Origin of the sequence: Bacillus sp. ISL-18 (assembly GCF_018613415.1) — a bacterium.
Taxonomy (GTDB): domain Bacteria; phylum Bacillota; class Bacilli; order Bacillales; family Cytobacillaceae; genus Neobacillus.
The window spans coordinates 544382-570922 of record NZ_JAGGQG010000002.1; the positions used below are offsets into that span (position 1 = coordinate 544382).

Consider the following 26541-nt stretch of genomic DNA (forward strand, 5'->3'; position numbering starts at 1 on the left):
CGAAGCCGCTAAAATCGCGGCTTCGCTTTTTTTAGAATTGACATGAGACAGTTTCAGAAACGACCATTAATTCCCCATTTTCTAGGACAGCGACTAATTTTTTAGCGTCAGGTTCTTCTAAAATAAAGTCAGCAATCTTATCCTCGAGCTGCTCTTGAATTACCCTGCGAAGTGGACGTGCGCCAAAAGCTGGGTGATAGCCTAGCTCAGCTAATTTTTCTTTTGTCTCTTTGGTAATACTGAATTCAATGTTTTGCTCAGTTAATGTTTCCTGTAAATCTTGGACCATTAATTCGACGATTGATAAGATATGCTCCTTATCAAGGGCATTAAATTCAATAATGCTGTCGAATCGGTTTAAGAATTCCGGCTTAAAGAAGCTGCCAAGGGAGTCAAGGATGCTTGCTTCCTCAATTGCATCACTAGCTCCAAACCCTACGTGAATGGTTTTGTGACTTACTCCTGCATTACTTGTCATAATAATGACTGTGTCTTTAAAGCTTACCACTCTTCCTTGACTGTCTGTAAGACGACCATCTTCAAGTATTTGCAGGAACATATGCTGAACATCTGGATGGGCCTTTTCAATTTCATCTAATAAAATAATGCTATAAGGGTTCCTGCGGACCTTCTCTGTTAACTGTCCTGCCTCATCGTGGCCAATATAACCTGGAGGGGAACCGATTAATTTAGATACGCTGTGCTTTTCCATATATTCGCTCATATCTAGACGAACCATGGCATCCTTGCTGCCAAATAATTCTTCGGCAAGTGTTTTAGTTAGCTCCGTTTTACCAACTCCAGTCGGACCAACAAACAGGAAGGAACCAATTGGACGATACTTCGATTTTAAGCCAGCACGGCTTCGTCTGATCGCCTTCGCTACTTTTTTAACCGCCTTTTCCTGCCCGATAACCTTTTTATTGAGATTAGCTTCTAATTCTCGCATTTTAAGCTGTTCATCTTGCTGTAGTTTACCAACTGGAATTTTTGTTTTTTCTTCAATGATTTCTTGAATATGAGAGACGGTAACAACAGGTCGGATTCCAGATGGGGCGGCATTTACTGTCTTTTCTAATTTTGCTTCCTCATCACGAAGTACAGCTGCCTTTTCGTATTGTTCATTTTTGAGTGCTTCTTCTTTTTCGTGTGCAATCTCTTTTAAGCGTTGTTCCACTTGTTCCGTGTTTATGTCCTCTAAAGTAAGGTTTAATTTAGAGCCGGCTTCGTCTAGTAAATCAATGGCTTTATCCGGTAAAAAGCGGTCTTGGATATAACGTTGGGACAACTGTACACAAGCGTGAATGGCTTCCTCAGAATAAGTGACGTCGTGATAGTCTTCGTATTTCTTTTGAATACCTTTTAAAATTTCAATTGCTGCTTCTGGTGTAGGCTCAAGAACATGAACGGGCTGGAAGCGGCGTTCTAATGCAGAGTCCTTTTCAATTTGACGGTATTCTTTCAATGTGGTAGCACCGACTACTTGTAATTCACCTCTTGCAAGGGCTGGTTTTAAGATATTCCCTGCGTCCATTGAACCTTCAGCTGAACCGGCGCCAACAAGTAGATGAATTTCATCAATGAAGAGAATGATATTTTTTCGATTCTGTAGTTCTGAGATTAACTGTTTCATTCTTTCTTCAAATTGACCACGGATACCGGTATTTGCAACAAGTGAGGCAACATCTAATAAATAAATTTCTTTATTGCGTAATTTAGCAGGGACATCACCGCTTGCAATTTTCAACGCTAAACCTTCTGCAATTGCCGTTTTTCCGACACCTGGTTCACCAATCAAGACCGGATTATTTTTATTTCTTCTATTTAGAATTTCAATTACTCGGTTAATTTCTTCATCACGACCAATGACAGGATCAATTAAACCTGCCTTTGCCATTGTGCTAAGATTTCTTCCAAACTGATCGATAAAACCGTTATGACTCTTATGCATGTCCCCGTCAGGAGATGGCTGGTCCATCATCGCATCTTTTTGTGGGAATCCTTTAGCGGTAAAAAAGTTATCAAATGGGAAGTTAGAAAATGAATTCATATTTGAACCAAATCCTGCTCCTAGGGATTGCTTTTCTTTTGCATAGCATTCGTGGCAGAGTTTCATTTCCTTACGTTGTCCATTGAAATTTAAGTTTATTTGTACATTGGCCTGATTTTGCTGGCATTGTTGACAAAGCATAAGCAAATTACCTCCTAGTATCGATAAATTATTTATAAGTTTGACTTTGACTATATTTGACCTTATGAACATAGTATACTCTGACCTTTTTTGACTTTCAAGTAGTTTGTTTATAGAAATGATTACCAAAGACAACGTAAATCTCTTTCCTTAAACATAAAAAAGCTCGTCTTTGTTTGTTCCTTGTCACATATATTGATGATAAGGGGGAGATGAGGTGAAGAAGAGTTGGACTCAAGCTTTTCAAATTGCTGCAGTTTATGTGGGAACTGTAGTAGGGGCCGGATTTGCGACAGGAAAAGAAATTGTTGAGTTTTTTTCTCGATTTGGTTTCTTCGGTTTACTCAGTATAATCATAAGCGGATATCTTTTCATTGCTTTGGGTTCGAAGCTTATGAGGATGGCCGCCTATATAGATGCAAAATCCTATCAAGAGTTCAATGCGTATTTATTTGGAAAATGGCCAAGCCGAATTATCAATGTTTTTATGCTCTTTATGTTACTTGGTGTTAGTGCTGTGATGCTTTCAGGAGCAGGAGCAGTATTTGAAGAACAATTGGGTCTATCAAAGAACGTCGGTGTGTTTCTGACCATTATTCTTTCAATACTAGTGATGTTAGTAGGTACAAAAGGGCTATTTGCGGTGAATACGTTTGTAGTTCCCTTAATGATTAGTTTTAGTTTAATCCTGATGGTATTTTCAATACAGTTACCGAATTTTATCGATCAATTATTATTTATCCCTCATGCTGACGATGGCTGGAAAAGTGTAGTAGCGCCTTTTTCTTATGTTGCATTGAATCTTGGGCTTGCTCAGGCCGTTCTAGTACCAATTGCAACGGAGGTCAAAGATGATTGGACGATTAAATGGGGGGGGATTCTCGGAGGTGCTGCGTTAACATTAATCTTATGTGCGAGTCATTTTACCTTAATCATGCTGCCTGATCTTGACATGTACAATATTCCAATGGCGATTGTCATGAAAAATTTGGCACCATTCCTTTATTGGATTTATGTTCTTGTGATTTATGGGGAAATTTTCACATCAGTAATTGGAAATGTCTTTGGGCTTGATCGTCAATTGAAGCAATATTTATCCATTCCTACTATTGTTTCCGTTGCGGCGATTTTTTTAGTTTCCTATCTGATAAGTCTTGTGAACTATGGTACGTTACTATCCTATTTATATCCGTTGTTTGGCTATATCTGCATGACCTTTTTTATATTACTGTGGATGAAGCCTTTTCACATGGATAAAAAAAAATAAACAGCTGTAACGGACAGCTGTTCTTATGTTAATGGCATAATCATAAAAATCATCATATCAAAAATGAGATGTGAGACAATGACAAGCGGCATGCTTCTTTTCCAATAATATAGTCCTCCCCAGGCAGCTCCCGACAGAAAGGCTGCAAAAACCAATAAGAAAGAACCTGAATACATATGAACGGATGCGTAAAGAGCAGCACCAAGTAAAATGCTCCAAATAGGTTTGAAATACTTTAACAGACTTTTTTGAATAAATCCGCGCCAGAAAAGTTCTTCTCCTGGTGCAGCAACCAATATAAGGGCAATATACTGCCAAAAAGCGTTCGGGGCATACCAACGGTACAATCTCTTAATAGATTTTTCAAAAGGAAGATCCATTATTTGGATAGATTTAAATCCAAACCAAAAAATAAAATATAATAAGAAACCTGATAAAGCTCCGAAAAATATATATTTGGCAAATGATGCCTCATCATCCACTTCTCCTTGGAACATGGCATAGGCTATGAGAATAAGGATTGATCCTGTGAAAATATACCAAAATATTGTTTTATCATGGAATGAAAAATAAATAAGTGCATGTGCGATGATGAAACCAAAAATAAGTCGTATATCTAGGAAGCGTTTTTCCATCCTAACTAGCTCCTTTTTTTACAATCAATAAAATTCATTTTAACAAAGATGTTTTTTAAAAGGAAATGATTTCTTTAAACATTTTATCTAATTTTGCTGATAAGAACGTATCCCCAGGTAAAAATAATGAGGAAAGGAGTGAGTTAGTTGAGTAAATCTAAAAGCCAACAAGAACGGGAATGGACAGTTCGGAAACAGGATCAGAATCCCCATGGTAAAGTGAAGTCTTTAAAGCAGATTTCTAAAGAAACGGATCAGGGAAGATAAATAAAAAATCTCGCCATTTGGCGAGATATCTGATGTCTCACAGTAGAAATGGCAGTAAATCGCTGCCATTTCTACCAATCTATTACTTAATAAGCGCTTTCTTTTATCACTTTATAGTTTTTATGATTTACCACTGTACGCTGATCCAATTCGAGGTCACGATAATTATCCATAAGTGTTAGGTCGACTATAACAGAGTTTTCATTTACCTTTTCAACTATCCCTTTCAGGCCACCGCGAAATTCAATGATATTTCCTACTTCTGCTTTTTTCATTAGTCTCTCTCCTTTGCTCTTAAAAACTATTAATGAATGTTTATATAACAGTTTGCACTAACTTTTTCATTTCGTAAAGGCTTTTATTTGTAAATTATGTTAATTATTTTGAATTAATATAGTTTATGAAGTTTCGGTAAAAAAAGAATCGGAAACGCTTACAAAATCTGGGTGGAGAATAAGTATTATTTCCATTAAAATATAGGGTGAAGGTGGTGCTTATAATGAAGGAAGATTTAGTAAAAGAAATATTAGATAAACTTATGACTGGGGAACTTTCTGAGTATTATGTGAGCAATCAAGAGTTTATGGATTTTAGAAAGGTATTAGTGGGCAGGAAGGATTTTAAACATTTCCGTGGAATCGGGCAGCGTGGTGGAGATGTCCTTTATCAATATCTTAAAGAACCAAGAAGTTAGTGAGCCCTGAAGAAAGCTTTAAAGATCGTAGAGGGGACACGTGAAAAGGCGGGCTCAAGGAAAACTGCTATTTGGAACGATTGATACATGGCTCATTTGGAAGCTTTCTGGCGGCAAGGCACATGTAACCGATTATTCAAATGCCTCACGAACGTTAATGTTTAATATCTTTGAGCTAAAGTGGGATGATGAATTATTAACGATTTTAGACGTCCCTAAATCGATGCTGCCAGATGTACGTCCCTCGTCAGAAATTTATGCCACTACCATAGATAGTCATTTTTTTGGTAAAGAGGTGCCAATCGCTGGAGTGGCAGGTGACCAGCAGGCAGCACTATTTGGCCAGGCGTGTTTTGAAAAGGGGATGGCGAAAAATACCTATGGCACAGGCTGGTTTATGTTAATGAATACCGGCAGTAAGGCGGTTCGTTCGGAACATGGGTTATTAACTACCATCGCCTGGGGGATCAATGGGACGGTGGAATATGCACTTGAAGGCAGTATATTTGTAGCGGGGTCAGCCATCCAATGGCTTCGGGACGGATTAAGAATGATAAAAGAAGCAAAAGAAAGCGAAAGATATGCTGAGACAGTAGAATCAACCGACGGGGTGTACGTAGTGCCGGCATTTGTCGGGCTGGGCACACCTTATTGGGATAGTGATGTAAGAGGGGCTGTTTTTGGTTTAACCCGTGGGACCTCGAAAGAACACTTTGTCCGGGCAACACTCGAATCACTTGCCTATCAAACAAAAGACGTATTATCCGCAATGGAGGCGGATTCCGGGATTGAATTGACAACACTTAGGGTTGATGGCGGAATCGGAGCGGCGGAGCATGTTAACCGTAGCAGAAACGATGATCAAGGAACCTCTGATTAGGACGTCTGGTTTAAAAGGAGGAGGGTATTATGTTGAATATCGCACGGACGACGCGCGGTTAACAATAGAGGTAATAAAAACGGCATTTGAAAAAGGCGCAATCGCGTGTAACTATACTAAAATAGAAGAACTTGTATATAAAAATAATAAAATTTGCGGGGCTGTAGCAAAGGACCTAATTAGTGGTGAAACATCTAAGATTAGAGCCAAAAAAGTGGTCAATGCAGCTGGTCCATGGGTGGTTAACAATCCAAGAAGGAGAGAAATTAACCAGATTGTACCGAGCGAACGCTGGAACTGTGTCCTTTATTGGAAAAAATCAGGAGGATGTAAACAAATATGGGCTTCCTCCGTCATTATTTGCTAAGCTGGTCTATGGAATCGAGGAGGAAATGACAGTTACACCAATTGACTTCTTTTATCGTCGGACCGGAGCAATCCTGTTTAATATCGATTTGGTGAACAAGTGGAAAAAGCAAGTTATAGCCTATATGGGAATGCGTTTTAATTGGACAGATCACGATAAGAAGAACTATTCTCAAGAGTTAGAAGAAGCTTTAAGGGCTGCAGTATTTCCTGAAGATAGAGAAGAAGTTTAAAAATATATAAGTATACTTTTCCAGCTGTCTGTGCTTTTGACAGCTTTCTTCATTTTCACCAATAAAATCTTTAAAAGAATGCGGAGGTTTTTGGCAGATTATAAATGTTTTTGACAGATTTGTGAACATTTCAAAAAACTAAACATAAGTATTGTCTGAAAAAGGAGAAAATGTTATTCTAGCATGTATGAAATATTCGCTTATCTAAAATAAAAATACTGTATGATTGTTTTTATATTTGGAAAAATAAAGCGAAATGAACTAAATTTACTTACTAGTCGTTTAGCTTCTTAGTTGACTAAATGATTAGAAATGTTTATTTTAGTTAAGGCAAGTTTTATTCTTACTATTTATAAAGGAGTTTGATTGAGCATGGCAGAAAAACAATTTAAAGTAGTTGCAGAAACAGGGATTCACGCAAGACCAGCGACTTTATTAGTACAAACAGCTAGCAGATTTGATTCTGAAATCACTTTAGAATATAAAGGGAAAACCGTTAATCTAAAATCTATTATGGGTGTTATGTCTCTAGGTGTAGGCCAAGGCGCAGACATTAAAATTGCAGCAGAAGGCAACGATGCTAACGATGCATTACAAGCACTTGAAGATACAATGAAAAAAGAAGGATTGGCTGAATAATGACTTTTTTAAAGGGTATTGCTGCTTCAAACGGTATTGCAATCGCGAAGGCATACCGTCTTGTTGAACCGGATTTATCGTTTGAAAAAAAATCAGTTGAGGATGTAACAGCTGAAATAGAACGATTCCGAAAAGCGATGGAAATTTCAAAATCTGAACTTGAAGCAATTCGTGATAAGGCTCGAGTAGACCTTGGCGCCGACAAAGCAGCGATTTTTGAAGCGCATCTTCTGGTTCTAAGCGATCCGGAACTAAATGCACCGATTGAAGACAAAATTCAATCTGATCAAGTAAATGCGGAATCTGCTTTAAAAGAAACAGCAGATATGTTCGTTATGATGTTTGAACAAATGGATAACGAATATATGAAAGAGCGGGCAGCTGATATTCGTGATGTAACCAAGCGTGTACTTGCGCATTTGTTAGGCGTTCAGCTTGTTAATCCAAGCATGATTGCCGAAGAGGTTATTATTATTGCAGAGGATTTAACTCCTTCTGACACAGCCCAATTAAATCGTAATTTTGTAAAAGGATTTACAACAAATATCGGCGGACGTACATCACATTCAGCTATTATGGCACGTTCACTTGAAATTCCAGCTGTTGTCGGTACAAAAACAGCGACAGAGGAAATTAACAATGGCGATCTTGTGATTGTTGATGGACTTACAGGGGAAGTACATATTAATCCAACCCCTGAACTTGTAGATCAATATCGTAAAACTCATGAAGAATATGAACTACAAAAAGCGGAATGGGCTAAGCTTGTCAATGAGCCAACTATCTCTGCCGATGGCCATCACGTTGAATTGGCGGCTAATATTGGTACACCTAACGATTTGAAGGGTGTTATTTCTAATGGCGGCGAGGCTGTTGGTTTATATCGAACAGAATTCCTTTATATGGGCCGTGACCAGCTTCCAACTGAGGAAGAACAGTTCGAATCTTATAAAGCTGTCCTAGAAGGTATGGCAGGCAAGCCTGTCGTTGTTCGGACATTGGACATTGGCGGGGACAAAGAACTGCCATATTTAGACTTACCAAAAGAGATGAATCCATTCTTGGGCTTCCGGGCGATTCGTCTATGTTTGGAAGAGCAAGATATTTTCCGGACACAGCTTCGTGCACTTTTACGAGCTAGCAGCTATGGGAATTTAAAAATTATGTTCCCAATGATTGCTACTTTAGACGAGTTCCGCTCTGCAAAGGCCATTCTTGAAGAGGAAAAAGCTAAGCTTCTATCAGAAGGTCAAACAGTAGCTGAAAAAATTGAGCTTGGAATCATGGTAGAAATTCCTTCTACTGCTGTTCTAGCTGATCAATTCGCTAAAGAAGTAGATTTCTTTAGTATTGGTACCAATGATTTGATTCAGTACACGATGGCTGCAGACCGTATGAATCAGCGTGTGTCCTACCTTTACCAGCCATACAGTCCATCCATCTTAAGACTAGTCAAGATGGTGATTGATGCTTCACATGCTGAAGGAAAATGGACAGGCATGTGCGGTGAAATGGCTGGAGATGAAACGGCCATTCCAGTCCTTCTTGGTTTAGGGCTTGATGAGTTCTCTATGAGTGCAACTTCTATTTTGAAGGCTCGTTCTCTTATTAGGAACTTGAAGAAATCCGATATGGAAAAATTGGCTCAAGAAGTATTAAACATGCAAACCACGAGCCAAGTTATCGAAGCTGTTAATAATGCAACAAAGTAAATAATGATAGAAAAAAGACCAACTACATGCAGTTGGTCTTTTTTTGATATAAACATTTTGAATTATTTAAAATTAGTAAATATTATATTTTTATAATGGGAAAAATAAGGTATTATAAAGGGTATTAGGACCTTTAATTTCTATTTTTTTATCTGTTTTGTAGGTATAAAGAAGTAAAAATGTTTGATAAGTAAATGGGCCTAAAAGTACATATGATAATGATATGAGTTGATGGAGGTGAATGGGAATGGAACAAAAACCGGTACACTATGATGGAAGTTCACAACTTAGCCAAGCAGCGGAGGCATTGGTTAATGAACCCTTTCAAATGACTGATGAAATGAGACTTAACATTGGTCGTAACCCTTTCTCTTTGGATACACTCGAATAATGTATGGTTAAAAAGGAATTTGCCGGATTTGGTAAATTCCTTTTTTGATTATAATCAGCCTTTTTGATTCATACTAAAATGACTTAAAAATTAACATGAAAGGTGAATGAAAATGGCTAAAGTATTGTATATTACAGCTCACCCGCATGATGAAACACAGTCCTATAGTATGGCAGTAGGTAAGGCATTTATCAATGAATATAAACAAGTGAATCAGAATGATGAAATAATCCACATAGATCTTTATAAGGAAAATATCCCACATATTGATGCTGATGTCTTCAGTGGCTGGGGCAAACTTCGTTCAGGGCAGGGATTTGATCAACTTTCTGCTGATGAAAAAGCAAAAGTGGGAAGATTAAATGAACTAAGTGATCAGTTTGTATCAGCTGATAAATATGTATTTGTTACTCCGCTTTGGAATTTCTCTTTTCCGCCTATTATGAAAGCTTACCTTGATTCTGTTGCAGTAGCAGGAAAAACTTTTAAATATACTGAAAATGGACCAATTGGACTCTTACCGGATAAAAAGGCATTACACATCCAAGCACGTGGCGGTTTTTATTCTGAGGGACCTGCTGCACAACTTGAAATGGGTCATCGCTACATCAGTGTTATGATGAGTTTCTTTGGTGTACCAAGTCTTGAAGGGTTATTCGTTGAGGGGCATAATGCCATGCCGGAAAAGGCGCAGGAAATAAAAGAGAATGCCATTAACCGAGCAAAGGATTTAGCACACACATTTTAATCTGGATATGAAAATGAGACAGAAAACTGTCTCATTTTTCTATTGTTTTTCCAAGGGTTTCCTCCTAAAATCTTGTATAATAAAAATAGATCTATTTAAAAGGAGGGATGGAAGTCTTATGGAATCCCATTCATATAAGACAGGAAATGCCTATCTTGTATTCGGTGGTATGGTAAACGGAAGTTAAGTAGATATATTTTTCCACGAAACGACCTTCTAAATGTTTATTACCAATGTATTATGGCTAGGGTAAGAATAAAAGGGAGTGTTATGGATGAACAAGAAAATCCGACTAATAGGTACCTTTATCATAGGAGTCGTTTGTATTGGATATTTAAGTGGCTGCGGCTTACTTTATTCAAATGAATTGATTGTCAACCGCTATGCAGACGCCCTGCTTACAAAAAATAATGAACTTCAATTTCGATTCCGGATTAATAATGAAATATTAGATGGGCACCAATTATATAAGGTGAAGGTAACCATTCATGATGATAAACTAGCACGTGCTATTGGTAAAAGAGAGATTATTTATGGTGAAGAGCAAGTTCAAAACGGGGATTATTTAGAAACAAAAGGGCTTAGTGAGAAGTACATATTTATGGACCCGCTTCCGTTAAAAGAGGATCTAAATATACAGGAACTTCGCAATTTGATTGAGCAGGATCAGGCTGTTTCAATTGAAGTATTTAATGATAAAGAAGTGTTGGGGCGTGCTTATTTAACAAATTTTTCTTCGGAGTTATAAACATGTTTAAGAACTATTTATATGGGACAATCTTAGTATGTGCATAAATTTGGAGATGGAGCACTAAGACCGGACGTTTAACGTACCGGTCTTATTTATGCTAATTTTGCGGAGAAATGGTAAAATGGAGAGAATTAGTTAAGGGAGGATGAGTTGATTTGTTAGTACCGGAAAATACAGTAATCGGTTTTATTGGAACAGGTGTAATGGGGAAAAGTATGGCAGGGCATTTATTAAAAGCTGGATATCCGTTAGTCGTCTATTCTAGAACAAAGGGAAAGGCTAATGAACTATTAGAAAACGGTGCCGAGTGGGCAGAAACCCCAAAAGCGGTCGCAGAAAAGGCCAATGTTATTTTTACCATCGTTGGTTACCCAACAGATGTCGAGGACATTTACTTAGGTGAAAACGGGTTAATTCCAAATGGTAAAGCCGGTAGTTATTATATCGATATGACTACATCATCCCCGTCACTAGCAGGGACTATTTTTGAAGCGGCCAAAACAAAAGGAATTCAGACCATTGATGCTCCGGTTTCTGGCGGAGATGTGGGTGCTCGAGAGGCAACGCTCTCAATTATGGTCGGAGGTGAAGAGGAAGCTTTTGAAGCCGTTAAACCTTTATTTGAGCTTATTGGCAATAATATTGTTTATCAAGGGAAGGCCGGAGCTGGCCAGCATACCAAAATGTCTAACCAAATTGCCATAGCATCAAACATGATTGGGGTTTGTGAAGCCATCATTTATGCAGAGAAAGCGGGATTAGATCCTGAAACTGTATTAAAAAGTATTTCCACTGGAGCTGCAGGAAGCTGGTCTCTAAGCAACCTTGCTCCGAGAATGTTAAAGGGTAATTTTGAACCTGGATTTTACATAAAACATTTCATTAAAGATATGAAAATTGCTTTAGCGGAAGCTGAGAGAATGGATATGCAAGTTCCTGGTTTGTCTTTGGCGAGATCATTGTATGAGCAATTAGCAGAAATGGGTGAAGAGGATAGCGGTACACAAGCACTATATAAATATTGGAAAAACGAATAGTTTGCGGCCATTTTTTGGCTCGAATAAATTAAACCTGACTTCAAGAAACTAATTCTTGATAGGAGGGATTATGATGGCTAAACGGACCAAAAAGAATGATCCGCAGCAAAAAAATAAAAAAGGCTTTGACTCGGCAGTATTAAATGAAGAATTCGCCCATGAAATGGGTTCTGCTGCTACTAATAAAATCCACAAAGATAAAGCGAAGAAAGAAAAAGCCTCTAAAAATAACGGTAAATATAAAGGACAGTAATCAAACAAGTAAAACCCTCACAAGTCTTGTGAGGGTTTTATACAGTAACCTTATTTCCATTGTTTAAAGAAGGATTCCATTTTGTTGAGTCCTCGTTCTAAATCAGCCATCGAACAAGCAAACGATAATCGGAAGAAACCCTCTCCATATTCAGAAAATGCACTGCCCGGAACGACGGCAACCTTGGTCTCAAGAGCAAGTTTTAGGGCAAAGTCAAAACTGTTTAATGGAATAGCGTCGGGGATTCTTACAAAAAAGTAAAAGGCCCCATCAGGCTTCACAACCTCCAGTCCCATACCGGTTAAACGGTTATGAACATACTCTCTTCTTTTACTATACTCTTCTTTCATTATATCGGCATCATTGATACCAGTCGTCAAGGCCTCATACGCGGCTTTCTGGGCAATGGAATTGGCACAGGACACATTATACTGGTGAACCTTTAAAATATGTTTGGTGAGGTATTCAGGGGCAAATAAAAAACCAATTCTCCAGCCTGTCATCGAATGTGATTTAGATAAACCGTTAATGACAATCGTTTTCTCTTTTATAAAGCTGGCGATTGAAGTATGTTTTTGCTCAAAGGTAAGTTCACTGTAGATTTCATCTGCAAGGATGAAGATGTCCTTCTCTTTTATAAACTCGGCAATCTCTTTTAATTCACTGCTAGATAGACTCACGCCGGTAGGATTAGAGGGATAAGGCAGGACTATACAGCGCGTTTTGTCTGTAATAAATGGTTTAATCATTTCTAATGTAAAACGGAATTGGTTCTTCCGAATATCAACGTGTACTGGGACGGCGCCCATCATCCGAATAATCGGCTCATAGCCTGGATAAATAGGTCCGGGTAATAAAACCTCCGCTTCTTCTCCAAGAATCGTCCGGAAAGCAATATCAATTGCTTCACTAGCACCCATTGTAACGATGACTTCTGAATCTGCTTTGTAGTGTAAATTATATTTTTTTTCAACGAATTCGCATGCTGCTTTTCTTAATTCAAGCGTGCCAGCATTATGAGTATAGGAGGTAAAGTCTTCTTCGATTGCCCGAATTCCCGCTGCTTTTACATGGCCAGGGGTAGGGAAATCTGGCTGTCCAATTGTAAAGGATATAAGGTCTTCTATATCTGCGACGAGATTAAAAAATTTTCTAATTCCAGAGATTTCAATATTCTTAACGCTTTTATTTATTAAGTGCTCCATTATGTACATCCTTCCGCGATACAATAATTATCATGATTATAGACTATTTTGAGGGTGAATTTCTACCATTCCAGTTTTTACATTAATCCAAAATAAAAAAACGGTCTGAATTGTTGATCAAGACCGTTTTTTGTTGGTTATATATGAACTTTTTACTTATCAATATCCGTATGCCCAATCGATTTCATCTTCGTGCCAAAAAACAGGTGACACAGATCCGAAATCTACTGTTTTGTTATTAAGTTTACATATGCAATTATTGCAATCACATTGTTCTTTGATGTTTTCGAAAAAGGAATGTTCAACATCTTCAATAAACGTAATATTCCGTTCCTGAAAAAGGATAGCTGTTCCCTTCATTGTAAAGCACCTCTTTATTAGTTTAATCCTGCTTAAATTTTAGTACGTCATTATTGTAAGTCGAATTCATTAAGTAGTCTATGAGTCGCAACAGTTGTTCACAAAATTCTCAAGAAGATGTAACAAAAATAAGAAAGCGTTTTCGCAAGACAGTTGCTCGGCGTGGAAATTAGGCAGCAAATCGATACTATTAGCAAAAAATTAAAAAAAGCCAGAACACCTCCTGGCTTTGGTTGGATTCATTAGTAACGTTCACCTAATTTTTTGAATATAGGTTTTTGGTAGGTCCGTTGGTTTGTTCGAGGGGAAGAAGCTTGATTCTCCCATTCAGAAATTCCTGTATAGGATTGAAGTAGGGCTTTAGCTGCACTAAGAGAGATATGAGCCTTGGGATTTCTAACACTGCCATCTAGTTTTCCGAGATGGGGAAGATCCTGAAAATCTGATTTTGTAGGGGGAATATGAAAAGTATATTTTCCACACTCAACTAGTACATCGGATTGCTGCTGGCTATTTCGCGGATGATCGGAAAAATGGAGACCAATTTTCTTGGCCTTTCCTTCATCAATCAATTTTTTTAATGATTCTTGTTTTAATTTGTATAAAAATTTGGGGTTTATGGCTGTTTTTGCATGGCGATTCACGATAAAAACAGCTTGGGAGAGGTTCTCAATCGTTAGGTTTAATTTAGTTCGAGGATAACTCTGATCATGATTCAACATATGGACTCCTTTCATTCTGTAAAAACATCTATATTATACCTTCTTTTTAGGAAAATAGAAATAAGTTGAAAATATTTTCCCCCTCTTCGTGCAACTTACCCAGATGATTTAAGTGTAAAAATCGTCAGCTCAGGTTTAGCCATAAACCGAAATGGCAAACGTGTTGTCCCTATCCCTCGATTAACATAGAGAGTCAAGGGATATTTCCCTTCGACCGTATAGAGACCCTCAGGGTACATTTGCGCAAATGGGGGGATTATCAATGCCCCTAGCATGGGCAGTTTAACTTGTCCACCATGACTGTGCCCGCTAAGCTGCCAATGAATAGGATAGCGTGAAACTGCCTCGGCAAGGTCAGGTGCATGAGATAACAAAAGGTTAAAGTGATTGGTTTGCACATTTTTCAAGGCTAATGGTAAGTCAGGATTTCCTAACATCGCATCATCAATTCCAATCAGGTAAAAGCTGCTTCCATCCTTTACTTTAATAGCAATAGACTGGTTTAAAAGAACTTTAAAATTGGTAGATTCCATAATATTCCGATATATTTCTGAGCCATAGCCGCCGTGATCATGGTTGCCATAAATGCAATACTTCCCAAGAGGTGCATGTAATCGCTCTAAAAGTGGGACTAAATCCTTTAATTTGGAATATTTATTGGGTTCATCCATTAAATCGCCCGTAAATAAAATAATGTCCGGATTCAAGTCGTTTATTTTGTTCACTAACTTTTTAAATTGTGCTAAATCGTATTGAAAACCAAGATGAGTATCGCTAAATTGAATAATTTTTATTCCTTCAAAACTCTTTGGGATTAAGGGGTGGTTCATATCCAATTCGTTTATTTCTAGCAGGGAGGGCTCAATGCGATTGGCATAAAAATAGCCCCCTGAACTTAATCCGAGAACCGTCAGGAATGAACCGATTATTCGTTTTAAAAACGTTCTTCTTGTTTGCTTTTTAATCATAGTATAACCATCCTGCCTTTTTAACGATAAAAGTATATCTCTGTCTAATAAAAAGGTTGTTTGTATGTGTTTATTCAAAAAAAGTGAAAAAATGCTAAAAAGCAGCCAAAAAGACTGCTTTCTATTTGTAACTAACCGCCCGCGATTGTAATGCCTTCCATGATCGAATAAATTGTACCTTGTTTACCCTTACTTGTTTTCTTCCTGATAATGGATCATTTAAATATACATGATTGGTATCATAGCCTACTAATACCACTGCGTGCAAATCAAGGGGGGTTTTGATAAATTGATTCCCATGATACCAGCCTTCCCAGCGGTCAGGCAGACGGTAATCTCCAGTTGTCCAGACCACAACTGGATAACCGCTTGAAACATGCGCTAAAACGCTGTCAAAGGGCTGATTTGTTAGATTTACAGCTCTCCCGGGGAGTTTTTGATTGATTAACGTAACCATGGGCTGATCAAATACGGCATAGCCTGCCCGTCTTCCAGTCATGTCTCCAACAAATCCATCGGCAGGGTTCCCCCAGCGTAATATATCGCCTCTAGCCGATTTAATGAGCGGGTCCGGGTCTTTCTGAATCCTTCGGTACAAATCCATTTTATCTGTTTTGGCGCCGGCGTAATGTAAGACCATTGCTAGACTGGTCACTTCGCAGCCATATCTTAATTCAGGGTTTTGTTTAATTAACACCACATTTAGTAAGGTGGATGATTTTCTTGGAATGGTACTAACCGTCTGATTAACTTTTTTCTGCCCCTCTACATTCATTACCTGATCTGTTACATCATTAAGGGTGTAAGATTTCCGGCTATTCCTGTCAGGTGCCGGTTCCTGTTTACTGTTACTTTTTATGTTTGTAGTTTGTTCAACTTTTACTTTTTGGGACTCCTGCTGGTTTGAAACAGTATTGGAGTGGCTGCAGCCAATCATAGTCAGTATAGAAGTTAATAAGTATAACCCTTTCACAAAACACTCTCCTTTGGGAAGCACTGACTATAGGTTATGATTGTATCATGGATGCTATAATGGTATCCTTTTGGAAAAGAACGAGATGGGGAAATTAAGCGTATGGTATAATGAGAAAAATTAGATGGAGGAAGTCGGATGGATGCATTGGAAATCTTATCGGATCTTGAAAATGTTTTTCCTTATTTTCAACCGATATTTAATGCGGATGAGCAAAGTGTAATTGCTTACGAAGTATTGGGACGATACCAATCAAAGGGAACTGTCATTAGTCTTGGACCATTTTTTCATGATGATCAAATCCCTGATGAATATAAATATGAAGTGGACTTATTAGTAGTAAAGAAAGCACTCGAAAAGGTTTTAGAGCTTGACGAGGATATCCTGATTTTTTTAAACCGAAATGCAGAGTTATTGATGTACGGACATGGGGAACCATTTTTACAAGAGTTGTTAGAGTTTGAAAAAAAGGGACTTCGTTTAAGCCGGATTATTTTAGAAATTTCTGATCGGAATTATCAAGGGGATTTAGATCAATTCGATCATCTCCTTCACTATTATCGAACATATGGGTTAAAGATTGCGATGGCCAGTATTGGTGATGAAAGTCATTACTTTGAGCGGATTGGACAGCTTGAACCTGATATTCTTAAAATAAACCTTCAAGCACTAAAATCAACAGCTGTTGGGGTGAATTTTAATGATGTCTTGTTCTCCTTGTCATTCTTGGCAAGGAAAATAGGGGCAACTCTTCTGTTTGAGAATATTGAAATGAATTATCAGCTCCAGTTTGCATGGAAAAACGGAGGACACTATTATCAAGGTTTTTATTTACATCCCCCCACAGATGAATTTATTAACCGGGATCTTCTTAAGTATCGCTTAAAAGAGAAATTTCATGATTTTATTGCCTATGAGAAGCGAAAATTAGAGGCTGTTTATACCACAGTTGAGTATTTTCAATCCATGGTTCAGGACATTGTAAGTAAGAACAAAAAGGCAGGATATGAGGCCTTATTTCAGGCGTTAATTAAGGAAATGGATGACATAGCTTTTCGGATGTATGTATGTGATGAAGATGGATTTCAGAAATCAGCCAATATTTTTAAAGGGGAAAATGGCTGGATGACCCAATCCGTATACTTAAATAAAAATTGGAGTTGGCGGCCGTATTTCTTGGAAAATATCATCAAGATGCGGCATGAACAAAAAGGCAGATTATCCGATTTATATGGTGATATTGAGACAGGCGAAACGATTCGGACCTTTTCTTTCCCAATGAACGACACAGAATATTTATTTATTGATATTTCCTATCGATATTTATTTGAACATGACCAATTATTGTAAGGATTGGGCGGGTATAGAATGATTTATGAAGTGGAATTTTAATGATAACGTTCATTAGAAGGAGTCTTGCTCATGAATCTTTTTGAAAATATCCTTTCCATTGTGATTATTGTCGTCCTTGCCTTTTCACTCATCCACACCTTTTCCGTTGCCAGACAGCATAAAGCAGTCGAAGGAAACGTAGATGCAAAAATTTCAGAACATGTCCAAAAGAGTCCATATACAAAAAACCCAATTTTCCTCGCATATGGAATCTTTTTTGCTCTAGCACTGTTTATCATTCTTTTTTTTGCCATGAAATTTTATTGATAGGTCTCCTGTTAAAGGGGCCTATTTTTCACTGTTTGATAAAAAAATCATGATTTCTTGATTTTTATTTGGACAAATGTGGTCTATTATCTTATTCTTTTAATATTGGCATAAAAACTTGGCTGTCAAATTTTGAAATCAATTGACTGGGATAGAAAGATGCCAAATGAGAAACATAACTGTAGACAGTTTGTTTGTGTTAAAAGGAGGATAATTTAATGTCACAGCTACAAGGTATATTAACTAGGTTAAAAAACCTTCAGGAACAATCAACGAGTGGGGAACCAGCCCAACGTTATTTTGAGGTAAATGGTGAAAGAAAATGTCAGGTAACCTTTCATCCAAAAACGGAAACATTTGAATTGGAAATCTATAACGAGAAGGAAAAACCAAAAAGATACCAATTTGATAACATTGATATGATTACAATTGAAATCTTTGATTTAATTCAGTAGGAGCCTTTCAAGGTTCCTTTTTTTCTGTAGAAAACGGTTTTAAAATTAACCCGGACCCCTGGAAACTGTGATAAAATAGGTCTGTAGAAAAACATAATTGAGGAGTATTCGACGTATGATTAGTCTTCCTAGCGGGGAATTCTTAGAATTAACAATCAAACAATTAATGATTCCATCTGAGCGCGTTGCTCATGTGCAAGTCGGCAACAATCTGGAGCATGCCCTATTGGTGCTAACGAAAAGTGGTTATACCGCTATACCTGTCCTAGATCCACATTATAAGCTTCGTGGGCTGATCAGCACCCCTATTATAATGGATTCTATTCTTGGGCTTGAACGAATAGAATTTGAACAGCTGGAGAACAAACGGGTTGAAGAAGTGATGAAAAGCTCTATTCCGCGCGTGGGAATATCAGCATCTATCAGTCAATGTTTAGACTTATTAGTCAACCAACCATTTCTTTGTATTGAAAATGAAGAAGGCTTTTTTGAAGGAATTTTACCAAGAAGCACTGTATTAAATCAATTAAGTAAAGTCGTTAAGAGATATAAGAAATAGCCGTTAGCGCTCTGCTCCCATTTGGGGGCTCTATTTTTTTACGATAAGAGGTGGGAAATGAGTATGGATATGGAAGCGTTTGGAACTCCGAAAAGAAAGCAAACCAAAAAGCCACTAGTACTAGCTTCGGTAATGCTCGCCATGTTTATGGGGGCAATTGAAGCAACGATTGTTTCGACAGCGATGCCGGCAATTGTTGCGGATTTGGGTGGGTTTACCTTATATAGTTGGGTTTTCTCTGCATACCTTTTAATGAACTCGGTTACAGTTCTGATTTATGGAAAACTATCTGATTTATTTGGGCGAAAACCCATTTTAACTATTGGGATTATTATTTTTTTAGTTGGTTCGATTCTTTGCGGGTTTGCGGGTTCCATGAAAACTCTGATTATTTTTCGGTTGATTCAGGGCTTTGGGGCAGGGGCTGTTACACCCATTGCTACCACCATTGTAGGGGATATTTATACTACTGAGGAACGAGCTAAAATTCAAGGCTATCTTTCTATCGTTTGGGGGATATCTGCCATTACAGGGCCTGCTGTCGGCGGCTTACTGGTTCAATATGTTAGCTGGCATTACGTATTTTGGATTAACATTCCGCTTGGACTGTTATCCTTGGCGGGTCTTTGGTTATTCCTTCATGAAGATATTGTCAAGAAAAAGCACGAAATTGATTATTTTGGGGCGATCCTTTTAACCGTCACGATTTCAACCCTCATGTTTATTCTTATTGAAGGGGAGAACCGCTGGTCATGGGGGTCATGGCAGTTAATCGGGCTGCTGCTTGTAACGGCATTCGCTTTAATAGCCTTTGTCATTCAAGAAGGCAAAGCTGCTGAACCAGTTATGCCATTTTCCATTTGGAAGGAACGATCCATCTTTATCGCCAATATTACATCCCTGACATCTGGGATTATCTTAATTGGGATATCAAGCTTTTTACCAACCTTTGTGCAAGGTGTGATGGAACAAACACCCATTGTGGCAGGATTTACCTTAACTACGATGTCAATCGGCTGGCCGATTGCTTCCACTCTTTCTGGAAAAATGCTTATTACCATCGGATATCGAAAAACTTCTATTATCGGCGGTGCATTTTTAGTACTGGGAAGTGTTGCTTTTGTAACGATGTCTGCTTCAGCAGGACCGATTTGGGCAGCTGTCGGCTCTTTTCTTGTAGGGGCCGGAATGGGATTTACTTCAACCGCCTTCATTGTTTCGATTCAAAGCACTGTTGAATGGCAGCAGCGGGGAATCGCAACAGCCGCTAATATGTTTATGCGGAATTTAGGGAATACCATTGGTGCCGCTTTGCTAGGTGGTATTTTAAATAACAGAATGACTCATTTCTTTACTGAAAATAATAAGTCTTTAACCGTTGAGGATGCCAATAAGCTTTTAAAGGTTGGCGAACGAAATCAATTGCCTGCTTCTGTGAAAACGATTTTACAGGAAGGGCTGACCTTCTCTTTACACTCTGTTTATTATGTTGTATTAACCTTTGCCGCCATCAGTATGCTGTTAATTTTATTTATTCCTAAAAAGAAAGTGGTATCATAGTTCTTTAGACAAAAAATAATAAGGAGGTTGTGACCTTGTCCTCCCTATCAGAATTTCAGTTATTATCGGTTTTAGCTCAGGAAATGAATATGAGAAAGGCCTCAGAACGGCTGTTTGTATCGCAGCCGGCTCTTTCCCAACGTTTACAAACGATTGAAAAGGAATGGGGAACCAAATTGTTTATCCGCTCACAAAAGGGGTTATCCTTAACACCTGCCGGGGAGCATGTAATTAGCTTTGTAAATGAGATTATAACAAAACAGGAAAAGGTTCGTGAAACAATCGATTCCCTTCAAGAAGGTGTTTCTGGTACATTAAAAATTGCTGTTGCCTCCATCGTAGGACAAAATTGGCTTCCAGAGGTTCTAAAGAAATTCATTGATAAATATCCACAAGTGAAAATCTCACTAGTAACAGGCTGGAGCAGTGAAATTCTAAAATGTTTATACGATGATCAGGTACATATTGGGATTATCCGCGGTACTCCAGATTGGAAAGGGATTAAAGTGCATCTTTTTAATGACCCTCTCTATCTTGTCGATCGAGAAATTACCAAGCCGGAGCAAGTTTTAAAAACGGACAGACCTTTTATCCAATTTAAAAGCGATTCTAACTACTATCAAGAAATCCAAGATTGGTGGATGCAAAAATTTAAAACATCTCCAAAAAGAACGGTTGTCGTCGACCAAATCGAAACGTGTAAACAGATGGCTTTTAATGGAATAGGTTACGCTATATTACCATTAATTACTCTTAGAAAAGCGGATCGGGGTATTTTTAAAATCCCTCTAGTGGATGAGAATAATCAACCGCTAAAACGAGATACTTGGTTATTAGGATATGAGTCGGCATTCCAGCTAAAACAAGTTTCTGCCTTTATGGAACTAATTAAGGAATATATCGCTGAATCTTCTGAAGAATAAGGTTGTTTTTTTCTTGTTTTCAGTCCTTTTGTTTGTTAAAGTATTTTTTAGTACATGAATAGGGGGCAAGTTAGAAAAATGATGGATGCACATGAAATTATTTCTTTTATAGCAAATAGTAAAAAATCTACACCTGTTAAGGTTTATTTAAAAGGTGATTTAGAAGGTATTGAGTTCGGAAACGATGCAAAAGCCTTTATTAATGGAAATACAGGTGTTGTCTTTGGTGAATGGTCTGAAATAAATGCAGCATTAGAAGCGAACAAAGGTAAAATTGAGGATTTCGTGGTCGAAAATGACCGACGTAATTCAGCCATCCCATTGTTAGATACAAAGCACATTAATGCAAGAATCGAGCCAGGTGTCACTATTCGTGACCAGGTAGAAATTGGTGATAATGCTGTTATTATGATGGGAGCCGTCATCAATATTGGAGCCGTTATCGGCGAAAAAACAATGATTGATATGGGGGTAGTTCTTGGCGGAAGAGCAACTGTCGGAAAGAACTGTCATATTGGAGCAGGAACGGTATTAGCTGGAGTAATAGAGCCGCCTTCCGCACAACCTGTTATCATTGAAGATGATGTTCTAATTGGTGCCAATGCAGTCGTGCTAGAAGGTGTAAAAGTTGGGAAAGGCTCTGTTGTTGCTGCAGGAGCAGTAGTAACAAAGGATGTACCGCCTTATACAGTTGTTGCGGGCACACCAGCAAAGAAAATTAAAGATATTGATGAAAAGACAAAATCAAAAACAGAAATCATGCAAGAGCTTCGTCAATTATAGGCGGACAAGCATGGAATAATGAAAGCAAAGCGTGGACCTAAATCCACGCTTCTTCTATAGAGATAGAAAGGCAGGTATCTATATGAAATCATTAATCGATATACGCAGGGATCTACATCAAATACCGGAACTTGGTTTCCAAGAATTTAAAACTCAGAGCTATCTTTTAGCAACAATAGAATCTTTTCCGCAAGACCGCATCTCGATAAAAAAGTGGAAAACGGGATTACTAGTAAAGGTTGATGGATTGAGCCCCTCAAAAACCATAGGTTATAGGACAGATATCGATGGTCTGCCCATCACCGAAGAAACGGGTTTAGAGTTTTCCTCTTCACTCAAAGAAAGGATGCATGCCTGCGGTCATGACTTTCATATGACGATTGCTTTAGGCGTGCTGTCTCACTTCATTCATAACCCTATAAATGACAATCTGCTGTTTCTGTTTCAACCTGCCGAGGAAGGCCCTGGGGGAGCAGAGCCTATGTTAAAATCGGAAGAATTGCAAGAATGGATGCCCGATTTAATATTTGCCCTTCACATTGCACCTGAGTATCCTGTTGGTACAATCGCTTTAAAAGAAGGTTTATTATTTGCCAATACGTCTGAATTATTCATAGATCTAAAGGGCAAAGGCGGACATGCTGCCTACCCGCATCAAACAAATGATATGGTTATCGCTGCCTGTTCTCTTGTTAGCCAGCTGCAAACGGTGATTTCAAGAAATGTTGATCCATTAGATAGTGCTGTGATCACGATTGGAAAAATAACCGGCGGGACCGTCCAAAATGTTATTGCTGAGAAGGCAAGACTTGAGGGAACGATTAGAACATTATCTCCTGAAGCCATGAAAAGGGTAAAACATCGAATAGAAGCCCTTGTTAAAGGGATTGAGACAGGCTATGAGTGTGAAACGAGGATTGATTATGGCTCGATGTACCATCAAGTTTACAATAGTGAATCGGTTACAAGGGAATTTATCGAATATATTAGAAACAAAACGGATGTAACAGTAGTTGAATGCAGGGAGGCCATGACAGGTGAGGATTTTGGCTATATGCTTAAAGAAATACCTGGTTTAATGTTTTGGCTCGGTGTAGATTCCCCGTATGGACTTCACCATGCCAGACTTAATCCAAATGAAGAAGCAATTGATGTAGCTGTAAGGGTATTGACAAGCTATATCTCATTTAAGGGTAATTAAACTTGCCTTGCTGGTAAGTCAGATTACTTTCTTCAAATTGGTAAATCGTGCTAAAATAAAAAGGAATAATGTTACATATTGTCGATTATTCTCACGGAAATAGGAAAAACTGACTAAGGGGAATTTTTAGATTGTAATTAATAATAAGTTCTTATTTTAAATTAATTATCATCTAATTTTGCTCGCATGAAGGATTTTTCTATAATGAGAATTGTAAAGGATGGCCCCTATAAATGGCTGTTCATAATCTCATTTAAATAATTTTTTGGAGGGATTTCAATGCCAGAACGCATGGTAGGTAAACAAGCACCTCGCTTTGAAATGGAAGCCGTATTACCAAACAAAGAATTTGGAAAAGTTAGCCTAGAAGAAAACATGAAAAACGATAAATGGACTGTATTGTTCTTTTATCCAATGGATTTTACTTTTGTATGTCCAACTGAAATCACTGCCATGTCTGATCGTTTTGAAGAATTCGATGACCTGGATGCAGTGGTTGTTGGAGCTTCTACTGACACTATTCATACCCACCTCGCTTGGATTAATACAGACCGTAAAAACAATGGTCTTGGCCAATTAAATTATTCATTAGCTGCTGATACGAATCACGTAGTTTCTCGTGATTATGGCGTGTTAATTGAAGAAGAGGGTGTAGCCCTCCGTGGTCTATTCATCATCGATCCAGAAGGTGAATTAAAATATTCCGTTGTTAACCATAACAATATCGGCCGTGATGTAGATGAAACATTACGTGTCCTTCAAGCATTACAAACTGGTGGTCTTTGTCCAGCCAACTGGAAACCAGGACAAGCTACATTGAATGCTTAATTGATTAAGGGCAGACCTAACCTAATGCGTTAGGTCTTTTTTAAAACAGGGGGTCTTACCATGAAATTACGAGAACAAATGCCAGAATTAGCTGGTGCGACCGAATGGTTAAATGGCCAGGTAACAAAAGAAGACTTAGTTGGTGAGAAGCCAACTTTAATTCATTTCTGGTCCATTAGCTGTCATTTATGTAAAGAAGCAATGCCTCAAGTAAATCAATTTAGAGATGAGTATAAAGAAAAATTAAATGTAATCGCAGTTCATATGCCTCGTTCAGAAGATGATTTGAACCTTGAGGAAATTAAAAAAGTGGCTGCAGAACATGGAATTACACAGCCGATTTTTGTTGACAGTGAACATAAACTAACGGAAGCTTTTGAAAATCAATATGTACCTGCCTACTACGTTTTTGACCGTGAAGGTAAACTCCGTCATTTTCAAGCAGGAGGAAGTGGAATGAAAATGCTTGAAAAGCGTGTCAATCGCGTACTCGATGAACTGGAAAAAACAGAATAAATTTACGGAAGAACTGTCCCTTAACGGATAGTTCTTTTTTTGTCGCGTAACCATGTAACCTTCGAAATAAATAAACGTCGATATGATTAAATAGAGAAGCAGGGGGTCAAGCAGATGATAATCTCTAAAAGTACCATATCGATCTTGATAATGGTTTTGTTAATGGGTCTGGCTGGATGCAGCAGTTCTGGGAGTAAGGATGAAAGTGCAAAATTGAGTATGGAAAGTAAACGAGTAATGGACTCCGGCCAGCCAGAAAAAAATGAAGAATCATTGACCTCGGCTGATAGTAAAACAGAAAAATCGCTGGATGCAGTAAAATCCAAGGTGGATGATCAGATGGTCATTTATCAGGCGGAGCTAGAGCTGCGTGTAAAAAAATTTGATCAAACACTGCAAAACCTAGAGAGTAAAGCAAAATTATACGGTGGTTATATAGCGGAATCGACTGTAACCAAAGATGGAAATGAACATGTAAGCGGCAGTTTGAAATTGAGAATCCCTCAAGAACATTTTCAGGACTTCTTAACAGATGCTGAGGGGCAGGCCGCTGAGGTACTGCAAAGGAATATTAACGGGCAGGATGTTACGGCGGAATATGTAGACCTAGAATCGCGTTTGAAGTCTAAAAAGGCAGTTGAAGAGCGTCTGCTTAGCTTTATGAAAAATGCAGCCAAGACAGAGGATTTACTTAAGATTTCTGCGGATTTAGCGACTGTTCAAGAAGAGATAGAGATTATCGAAGGTAGGATGAAGTATTTAAAAAATCAGACGTCCTTTTCAACCGTGAACATTACCCTATACGAAAGGAAAGTAGTGATTCCTAATCTGGATAAGGATCAACTAAATACGTGGGAAAAAACAAAAAAACAATTTATGAAAAGTACAAACCTGTTATTAGCAGGACTATCGGGGTTAGTTGTGTTTATTTTCGGGAACCTGCCTATTATGATTATTTTCATCCTATTGGGCATTCTTATTTATCTATATTATAATAAGAAAAAAAGCCACAACAGGCAGGAGTAAATGTTTTAAGCAATCGTGTTTTTAAGATGCATACTGATTTGATTCATATGGGGGAGTTTTTCTACATGAAAAAGAGTTTTGCAGTAATCGGGCTTGGAAGGTTTGGTGGAAGCATATGCCAAACATTAAGTGAAGAAGGAATGGAAGTACTGGGTATTGATATTAATGAAGAACGAGTCAATCAATATAGCATGATTGCTTCCCATGCAGTAGTTGGTGATACAACAGATGAGAATGTCTTGAAAAGTTTAGGGATTCGTAATTTCGATCATGTGATTGTCGCCATCGGTGATGACATTCAAGCGAGTATCTTAACCACCCTAATTTTGAAAGAATTGGGTGTGGCACGTATTACAGCCAAAGCACAAAATGATTATCATGGTAAAGTACTTAAGAAAATTGGGGCTGATCAAGTCGTTCACCCTGAAAGGGATATGGGAAAACGGATAGCAAACAATATGGCTTCTAATAGTGTGCTGGACTATCTTGAACTATCTGCTGAACATAGTATTGTGGAAATTGTTGCAAATAGAAAACTAAGCGGCAACACAATTATGGATTTAGATATACGTAAGAAGTACGGGTTAAATATCGTTGCGATTAAAAGAGGAGAAGAGATTATCGTTTCACCTCAAGCAAAAGAAACCATTCACAGCAACGATATCTTGATCGTCATAGGCAATGATCAAGATATCGACCGGTTTGAGAAACGAGTATTAGTATAGAAAAAAGCGGAAGG

General features: G+C 38.1%; 32 protein-coding genes and 1 pseudogene. 25 read left to right on the forward strand and 8 right to left on the reverse strand.

Going from position 1 to position 26541, the window contains the following annotated elements; genetic code table 11:
- Positions 1-31: 31 nt before the first annotated feature.
- The gene (locus J7E81_RS02675) at positions 32-2191 is read right to left on the reverse strand and encodes an ATP-dependent Clp protease ATP-binding subunit (protein WP_215040591.1); all 2160 of its coding nucleotides are present in this window, start codon (positions 2189-2191) and stop codon (positions 32-34) included.
- A 217-nt stretch (positions 2192-2408) separates the two neighbouring features.
- Between J7E81_RS02675 and J7E81_RS02680 the strand changes: the two genes are divergently transcribed.
- Entirely contained in the window at positions 2409-3458 is a 1050-nt protein-coding gene (locus J7E81_RS02680) for a YkvI family membrane protein (protein WP_215040592.1), read from the forward strand.
- Between the two features lie 23 nt (positions 3459-3481).
- Here J7E81_RS02680 and J7E81_RS02685 read toward each other — a convergent pair whose 3' ends face one another.
- Positions 3482-4093 (reverse strand): CPBP family intramembrane glutamic endopeptidase, encoded by a 612-nt coding sequence (locus tag J7E81_RS02685; protein WP_215040593.1) that lies wholly within the window; start codon positions 4091-4093, stop codon positions 3482-3484.
- A gap of 147 nt (positions 4094-4240) precedes the next feature.
- On the opposite strand from J7E81_RS02685, the gene J7E81_RS30425 reads away from it, so the two are divergent.
- A complete protein-coding gene (locus tag J7E81_RS30425; protein ID WP_235743018.1) occupies positions 4241-4360 on the forward strand; it encodes a DUF6254 family protein in 120 nt (39 codons plus the stop codon).
- A gap of 86 nt (positions 4361-4446) precedes the next feature.
- On the opposite strand, the gene J7E81_RS02690 is transcribed toward J7E81_RS30425, so the two are convergent.
- Positions 4447-4635, reverse strand: coding sequence for a YkvS family protein (locus J7E81_RS02690; RefSeq protein WP_215040594.1), 189 nt, complete (start codon positions 4633-4635; stop codon positions 4447-4449).
- A gap of 224 nt (positions 4636-4859) precedes the next feature.
- On the opposite strand from J7E81_RS02690, the gene J7E81_RS02695 reads away from it, so the two are divergent.
- From J7E81_RS02695 to J7E81_RS02745, 11 genes and pseudogenes are all read left to right on the forward strand, one after another.
- Positions 4860-5054 (forward strand): hypothetical protein, encoded by a 195-nt coding sequence (locus J7E81_RS02695; RefSeq protein ID WP_215040595.1) that lies wholly within the window; start codon positions 4860-4862, stop codon positions 5052-5054.
- An 18-nt stretch (positions 5055-5072) separates the two neighbouring features.
- Positions 5073-5874: pseudogene (locus J7E81_RS02700) on the forward strand (FGGY-family carbohydrate kinase); the annotation flags it as partial.
- A gap of 16 nt (positions 5875-5890) precedes the next feature.
- Positions 5891-6301 carry an FAD-dependent oxidoreductase gene (locus J7E81_RS02705; RefSeq protein ID WP_215040596.1) on the forward strand — a complete coding sequence of 137 codons (411 nt, stop codon included), beginning with the start codon at positions 5891-5893 and terminating at the stop codon, positions 6299-6301.
- Positions 6234-6533 (forward strand): glycerol-3-phosphate dehydrogenase/oxidase, encoded by a 300-nt coding sequence (locus tag J7E81_RS02710; RefSeq protein WP_215040597.1) that lies wholly within the window; start codon positions 6234-6236, stop codon positions 6531-6533. Before J7E81_RS02705 ends, J7E81_RS02710 begins: the two co-directional genes overlap by 68 nt.
- 372 nt (positions 6534-6905) lie before the next feature.
- Positions 6906-7172: a phosphocarrier protein HPr gene (locus J7E81_RS02715; RefSeq protein ID WP_215040598.1), complete on the forward strand. Its 267-nt coding sequence runs from the start codon at positions 6906-6908 to the stop codon at positions 7170-7172.
- Positions 7172-8884: a phosphoenolpyruvate--protein phosphotransferase gene (gene ptsP, locus J7E81_RS02720; RefSeq protein WP_215040599.1), complete on the forward strand. Its 1713-nt coding sequence runs from the start codon at positions 7172-7174 to the stop codon at positions 8882-8884. Before J7E81_RS02715 ends, ptsP begins: the two co-directional genes overlap by 1 nt.
- A gap of 247 nt (positions 8885-9131) precedes the next feature.
- Positions 9132-9275, forward strand: a complete 144-nt coding sequence (locus tag J7E81_RS02725) for a hypothetical protein (protein WP_215040600.1) — start codon at positions 9132-9134, stop codon at positions 9273-9275.
- Between the two features lie 112 nt (positions 9276-9387).
- The gene (locus J7E81_RS02730) at positions 9388-10023 is read left to right on the forward strand and encodes an FMN-dependent NADH-azoreductase (protein WP_215040601.1); all 636 of its coding nucleotides are present in this window, start codon (positions 9388-9390) and stop codon (positions 10021-10023) included.
- A 274-nt stretch (positions 10024-10297) separates the two neighbouring features.
- Positions 10298-10771, forward strand: coding sequence for a hypothetical protein (locus tag J7E81_RS02735; RefSeq protein ID WP_215040602.1), 474 nt, complete (start codon positions 10298-10300; stop codon positions 10769-10771).
- Between the two features lie 158 nt (positions 10772-10929).
- Positions 10930-11811, forward strand: a complete 882-nt coding sequence (locus tag J7E81_RS02740) for an NAD(P)-dependent oxidoreductase (protein ID WP_215040603.1) — start codon at positions 10930-10932, stop codon at positions 11809-11811.
- A 73-nt stretch (positions 11812-11884) separates the two neighbouring features.
- Positions 11885-12064, forward strand: coding sequence for a hypothetical protein (locus J7E81_RS02745; RefSeq protein WP_215040604.1), 180 nt, complete (start codon positions 11885-11887; stop codon positions 12062-12064).
- 50 nt (positions 12065-12114) lie between these two features.
- Here J7E81_RS02745 and J7E81_RS02750 read toward each other — a convergent pair whose 3' ends face one another.
- From J7E81_RS02750 to J7E81_RS02770, 5 genes are all read right to left on the reverse strand, one after another.
- On the reverse strand, positions 12115-13269 hold the full coding sequence (locus J7E81_RS02750; RefSeq protein WP_215040605.1) for an aminotransferase A: 1155 nt from the start codon (positions 13267-13269) through the stop codon (positions 12115-12117).
- Between the two features lie 159 nt (positions 13270-13428).
- Complete coding sequence (locus J7E81_RS02755; protein WP_215040606.1) at positions 13429-13629, reverse strand: hypothetical protein; 201 nt, start codon at positions 13627-13629, stop codon at positions 13429-13431.
- 242 nt (positions 13630-13871) lie between these two features.
- The gene (locus J7E81_RS02760) at positions 13872-14351 is read right to left on the reverse strand and encodes a YkyB family protein (RefSeq protein WP_215040607.1); all 480 of its coding nucleotides are present in this window, start codon (positions 14349-14351) and stop codon (positions 13872-13874) included.
- 95 nt (positions 14352-14446) lie between these two features.
- The gene (locus J7E81_RS02765) at positions 14447-15319 is read right to left on the reverse strand and encodes a metallophosphoesterase (protein WP_215040608.1); all 873 of its coding nucleotides are present in this window, start codon (positions 15317-15319) and stop codon (positions 14447-14449) included.
- A gap of 121 nt (positions 15320-15440) precedes the next feature.
- Positions 15441-16292 carry a C39 family peptidase gene (locus J7E81_RS02770; RefSeq protein WP_308162120.1) on the reverse strand — a complete coding sequence of 284 codons (852 nt, stop codon included), beginning with the start codon at positions 16290-16292 and terminating at the stop codon, positions 15441-15443.
- 138 nt (positions 16293-16430) lie between these two features.
- Between J7E81_RS02770 and J7E81_RS02775 the strand changes: the two genes are divergently transcribed.
- The 12 genes from J7E81_RS02775 to J7E81_RS02830 all read left to right on the forward strand — a co-directional run bounded on the left by J7E81_RS02775 (position 16431) and on the right by J7E81_RS02830 (position 26527).
- Positions 16431-17642 (forward strand): EAL domain-containing protein, encoded by a 1212-nt coding sequence (locus J7E81_RS02775; protein ID WP_215040609.1) that lies wholly within the window; start codon positions 16431-16433, stop codon positions 17640-17642.
- A 72-nt stretch (positions 17643-17714) separates the two neighbouring features.
- On the forward strand, positions 17715-17951 hold the full coding sequence (locus tag J7E81_RS02780) for a hypothetical protein (RefSeq protein ID WP_215040610.1): 237 nt from the start codon (positions 17715-17717) through the stop codon (positions 17949-17951).
- Between the two features lie 218 nt (positions 17952-18169).
- Positions 18170-18406 (forward strand): YkuJ family protein, encoded by a 237-nt coding sequence (locus tag J7E81_RS02785; RefSeq protein ID WP_098526949.1) that lies wholly within the window; start codon positions 18170-18172, stop codon positions 18404-18406.
- 115 nt (positions 18407-18521) lie between these two features.
- Positions 18522-18965 carry a cyclic-di-AMP-binding protein CbpB gene (cbpB, locus tag J7E81_RS02790; RefSeq protein ID WP_215040611.1) on the forward strand — a complete coding sequence of 148 codons (444 nt, stop codon included), beginning with the start codon at positions 18522-18524 and terminating at the stop codon, positions 18963-18965.
- Between the two features lie 63 nt (positions 18966-19028).
- Positions 19029-20525: an MDR family MFS transporter gene (locus J7E81_RS02795; protein WP_374103985.1), complete on the forward strand. Its 1497-nt coding sequence runs from the start codon at positions 19029-19031 to the stop codon at positions 20523-20525.
- Between the two features lie 35 nt (positions 20526-20560).
- Positions 20561-21448 carry a transcriptional regulator CcpC gene (locus J7E81_RS02800; RefSeq protein WP_215040612.1) on the forward strand — a complete coding sequence of 296 codons (888 nt, stop codon included), beginning with the start codon at positions 20561-20563 and terminating at the stop codon, positions 21446-21448.
- A 54-nt stretch (positions 21449-21502) separates the two neighbouring features.
- Positions 21503-22231 carry a 2,3,4,5-tetrahydropyridine-2,6-dicarboxylate N-acetyltransferase gene (gene dapD, locus J7E81_RS02805; RefSeq protein ID WP_215040613.1) on the forward strand — a complete coding sequence of 243 codons (729 nt, stop codon included), beginning with the start codon at positions 21503-21505 and terminating at the stop codon, positions 22229-22231.
- Positions 22232-22313: 82 nt separating this feature from the next.
- Entirely contained in the window at positions 22314-23432 is a 1119-nt protein-coding gene (locus J7E81_RS02810; protein WP_215040614.1) for an N-acetyldiaminopimelate deacetylase, read from the forward strand.
- Positions 23433-23711: 279 nt separating this feature from the next.
- A complete protein-coding gene (locus J7E81_RS02815) occupies positions 23712-24260 on the forward strand; it encodes a peroxiredoxin (protein WP_215040615.1) in 549 nt (182 codons plus the stop codon).
- A 60-nt stretch (positions 24261-24320) separates the two neighbouring features.
- Positions 24321-24776 carry a TlpA disulfide reductase family protein gene (locus J7E81_RS02820; RefSeq protein ID WP_215040616.1) on the forward strand — a complete coding sequence of 152 codons (456 nt, stop codon included), beginning with the start codon at positions 24321-24323 and terminating at the stop codon, positions 24774-24776.
- Between the two features lie 114 nt (positions 24777-24890).
- Positions 24891-25802, forward strand: coding sequence for a DUF4349 domain-containing protein (locus tag J7E81_RS02825; protein WP_251028406.1), 912 nt, complete (start codon positions 24891-24893; stop codon positions 25800-25802).
- A 65-nt stretch (positions 25803-25867) separates the two neighbouring features.
- Positions 25868-26527, forward strand: a complete 660-nt coding sequence (locus J7E81_RS02830) for a potassium channel family protein (protein WP_215040617.1) — start codon at positions 25868-25870, stop codon at positions 26525-26527.
- Positions 26528-26541: the final 14 nt, after the last annotated feature.

Bases quoted from the DNA above. Each gene is read 5' to 3' on its own strand.
- J7E81_RS02675 (WP_215040591.1), bottom strand. From the start codon at position 2,191: ATGCTTTGTCAACAATGCCAGCAAAATCAGGCCAATGTACAAATAAAC.
- J7E81_RS02685 (WP_215040593.1), bottom strand. From the start codon at position 4,093: ATGGAAAAACGCTTCCTAGATATACGACTTATTTTTGGTTTCATCATC.
- J7E81_RS02690 (WP_215040594.1), bottom strand. From the start codon at position 4,635: ATGAAAAAAGCAGAAGTAGGAAATATCATTGAATTTCGCGGTGGCCTG.
- J7E81_RS02695 (WP_215040595.1), top strand. From the start codon at position 4,860: ATGAAGGAAGATTTAGTAAAAGAAATATTAGATAAACTTATGACTGGG.
- J7E81_RS02705 (WP_215040596.1), top strand. From the start codon at position 5,891: ATGTTAACCGTAGCAGAAACGATGATCAAGGAACCTCTGATTAGGACG.
- J7E81_RS02715 (WP_215040598.1), top strand. From the start codon at position 6,906: ATGGCAGAAAAACAATTTAAAGTAGTTGCAGAAACAGGGATTCACGCA.
- ptsP (WP_215040599.1), top strand. From the start codon at position 7,172: ATGACTTTTTTAAAGGGTATTGCTGCTTCAAACGGTATTGCAATCGCG.
- J7E81_RS02725 (WP_215040600.1), top strand. From the start codon at position 9,132: ATGGAACAAAAACCGGTACACTATGATGGAAGTTCACAACTTAGCCAA.
- J7E81_RS02730 (WP_215040601.1), top strand. From the start codon at position 9,388: ATGGCTAAAGTATTGTATATTACAGCTCACCCGCATGATGAAACACAG.
- J7E81_RS02735 (WP_215040602.1), top strand. From the start codon at position 10,298: ATGAACAAGAAAATCCGACTAATAGGTACCTTTATCATAGGAGTCGTT.
- J7E81_RS02745 (WP_215040604.1), top strand. From the start codon at position 11,885: ATGGCTAAACGGACCAAAAAGAATGATCCGCAGCAAAAAAATAAAAAA.
- J7E81_RS02750 (WP_215040605.1), bottom strand. From the start codon at position 13,269: ATGGAGCACTTAATAAATAAAAGCGTTAAGAATATTGAAATCTCTGGA.
- J7E81_RS02755 (WP_215040606.1), bottom strand. From the start codon at position 13,629: ATGAAGGGAACAGCTATCCTTTTTCAGGAACGGAATATTACGTTTATT.
- J7E81_RS02760 (WP_215040607.1), bottom strand. From the start codon at position 14,351: ATGTTGAATCATGATCAGAGTTATCCTCGAACTAAATTAAACCTAACG.
- J7E81_RS02765 (WP_215040608.1), bottom strand. From the start codon at position 15,319: ATGATTAAAAAGCAAACAAGAAGAACGTTTTTAAAACGAATAATCGGT.
- J7E81_RS02775 (WP_215040609.1), top strand. From the start codon at position 16,431: ATGGATGCATTGGAAATCTTATCGGATCTTGAAAATGTTTTTCCTTAT.
- J7E81_RS02780 (WP_215040610.1), top strand. From the start codon at position 17,715: ATGAATCTTTTTGAAAATATCCTTTCCATTGTGATTATTGTCGTCCTT.
- J7E81_RS02785 (WP_098526949.1), top strand. From the start codon at position 18,170: ATGTCACAGCTACAAGGTATATTAACTAGGTTAAAAAACCTTCAGGAA.
- cbpB (WP_215040611.1), top strand. From the start codon at position 18,522: ATGATTAGTCTTCCTAGCGGGGAATTCTTAGAATTAACAATCAAACAA.
- J7E81_RS02795 (WP_374103985.1), top strand. From the start codon at position 19,029: ATGGATATGGAAGCGTTTGGAACTCCGAAAAGAAAGCAAACCAAAAAG.
- dapD (WP_215040613.1), top strand. From the start codon at position 21,503: ATGAATAGGGGGCAAGTTAGAAAAATGATGGATGCACATGAAATTATT.
- J7E81_RS02810 (WP_215040614.1), top strand. From the start codon at position 22,314: ATGAAATCATTAATCGATATACGCAGGGATCTACATCAAATACCGGAA.
- J7E81_RS02815 (WP_215040615.1), top strand. From the start codon at position 23,712: ATGCCAGAACGCATGGTAGGTAAACAAGCACCTCGCTTTGAAATGGAA.
- J7E81_RS02820 (WP_215040616.1), top strand. From the start codon at position 24,321: ATGAAATTACGAGAACAAATGCCAGAATTAGCTGGTGCGACCGAATGG.
- J7E81_RS02825 (WP_251028406.1), top strand. From the start codon at position 24,891: ATGATAATCTCTAAAAGTACCATATCGATCTTGATAATGGTTTTGTTA.
- J7E81_RS02830 (WP_215040617.1), top strand. From the start codon at position 25,868: ATGAAAAAGAGTTTTGCAGTAATCGGGCTTGGAAGGTTTGGTGGAAGC.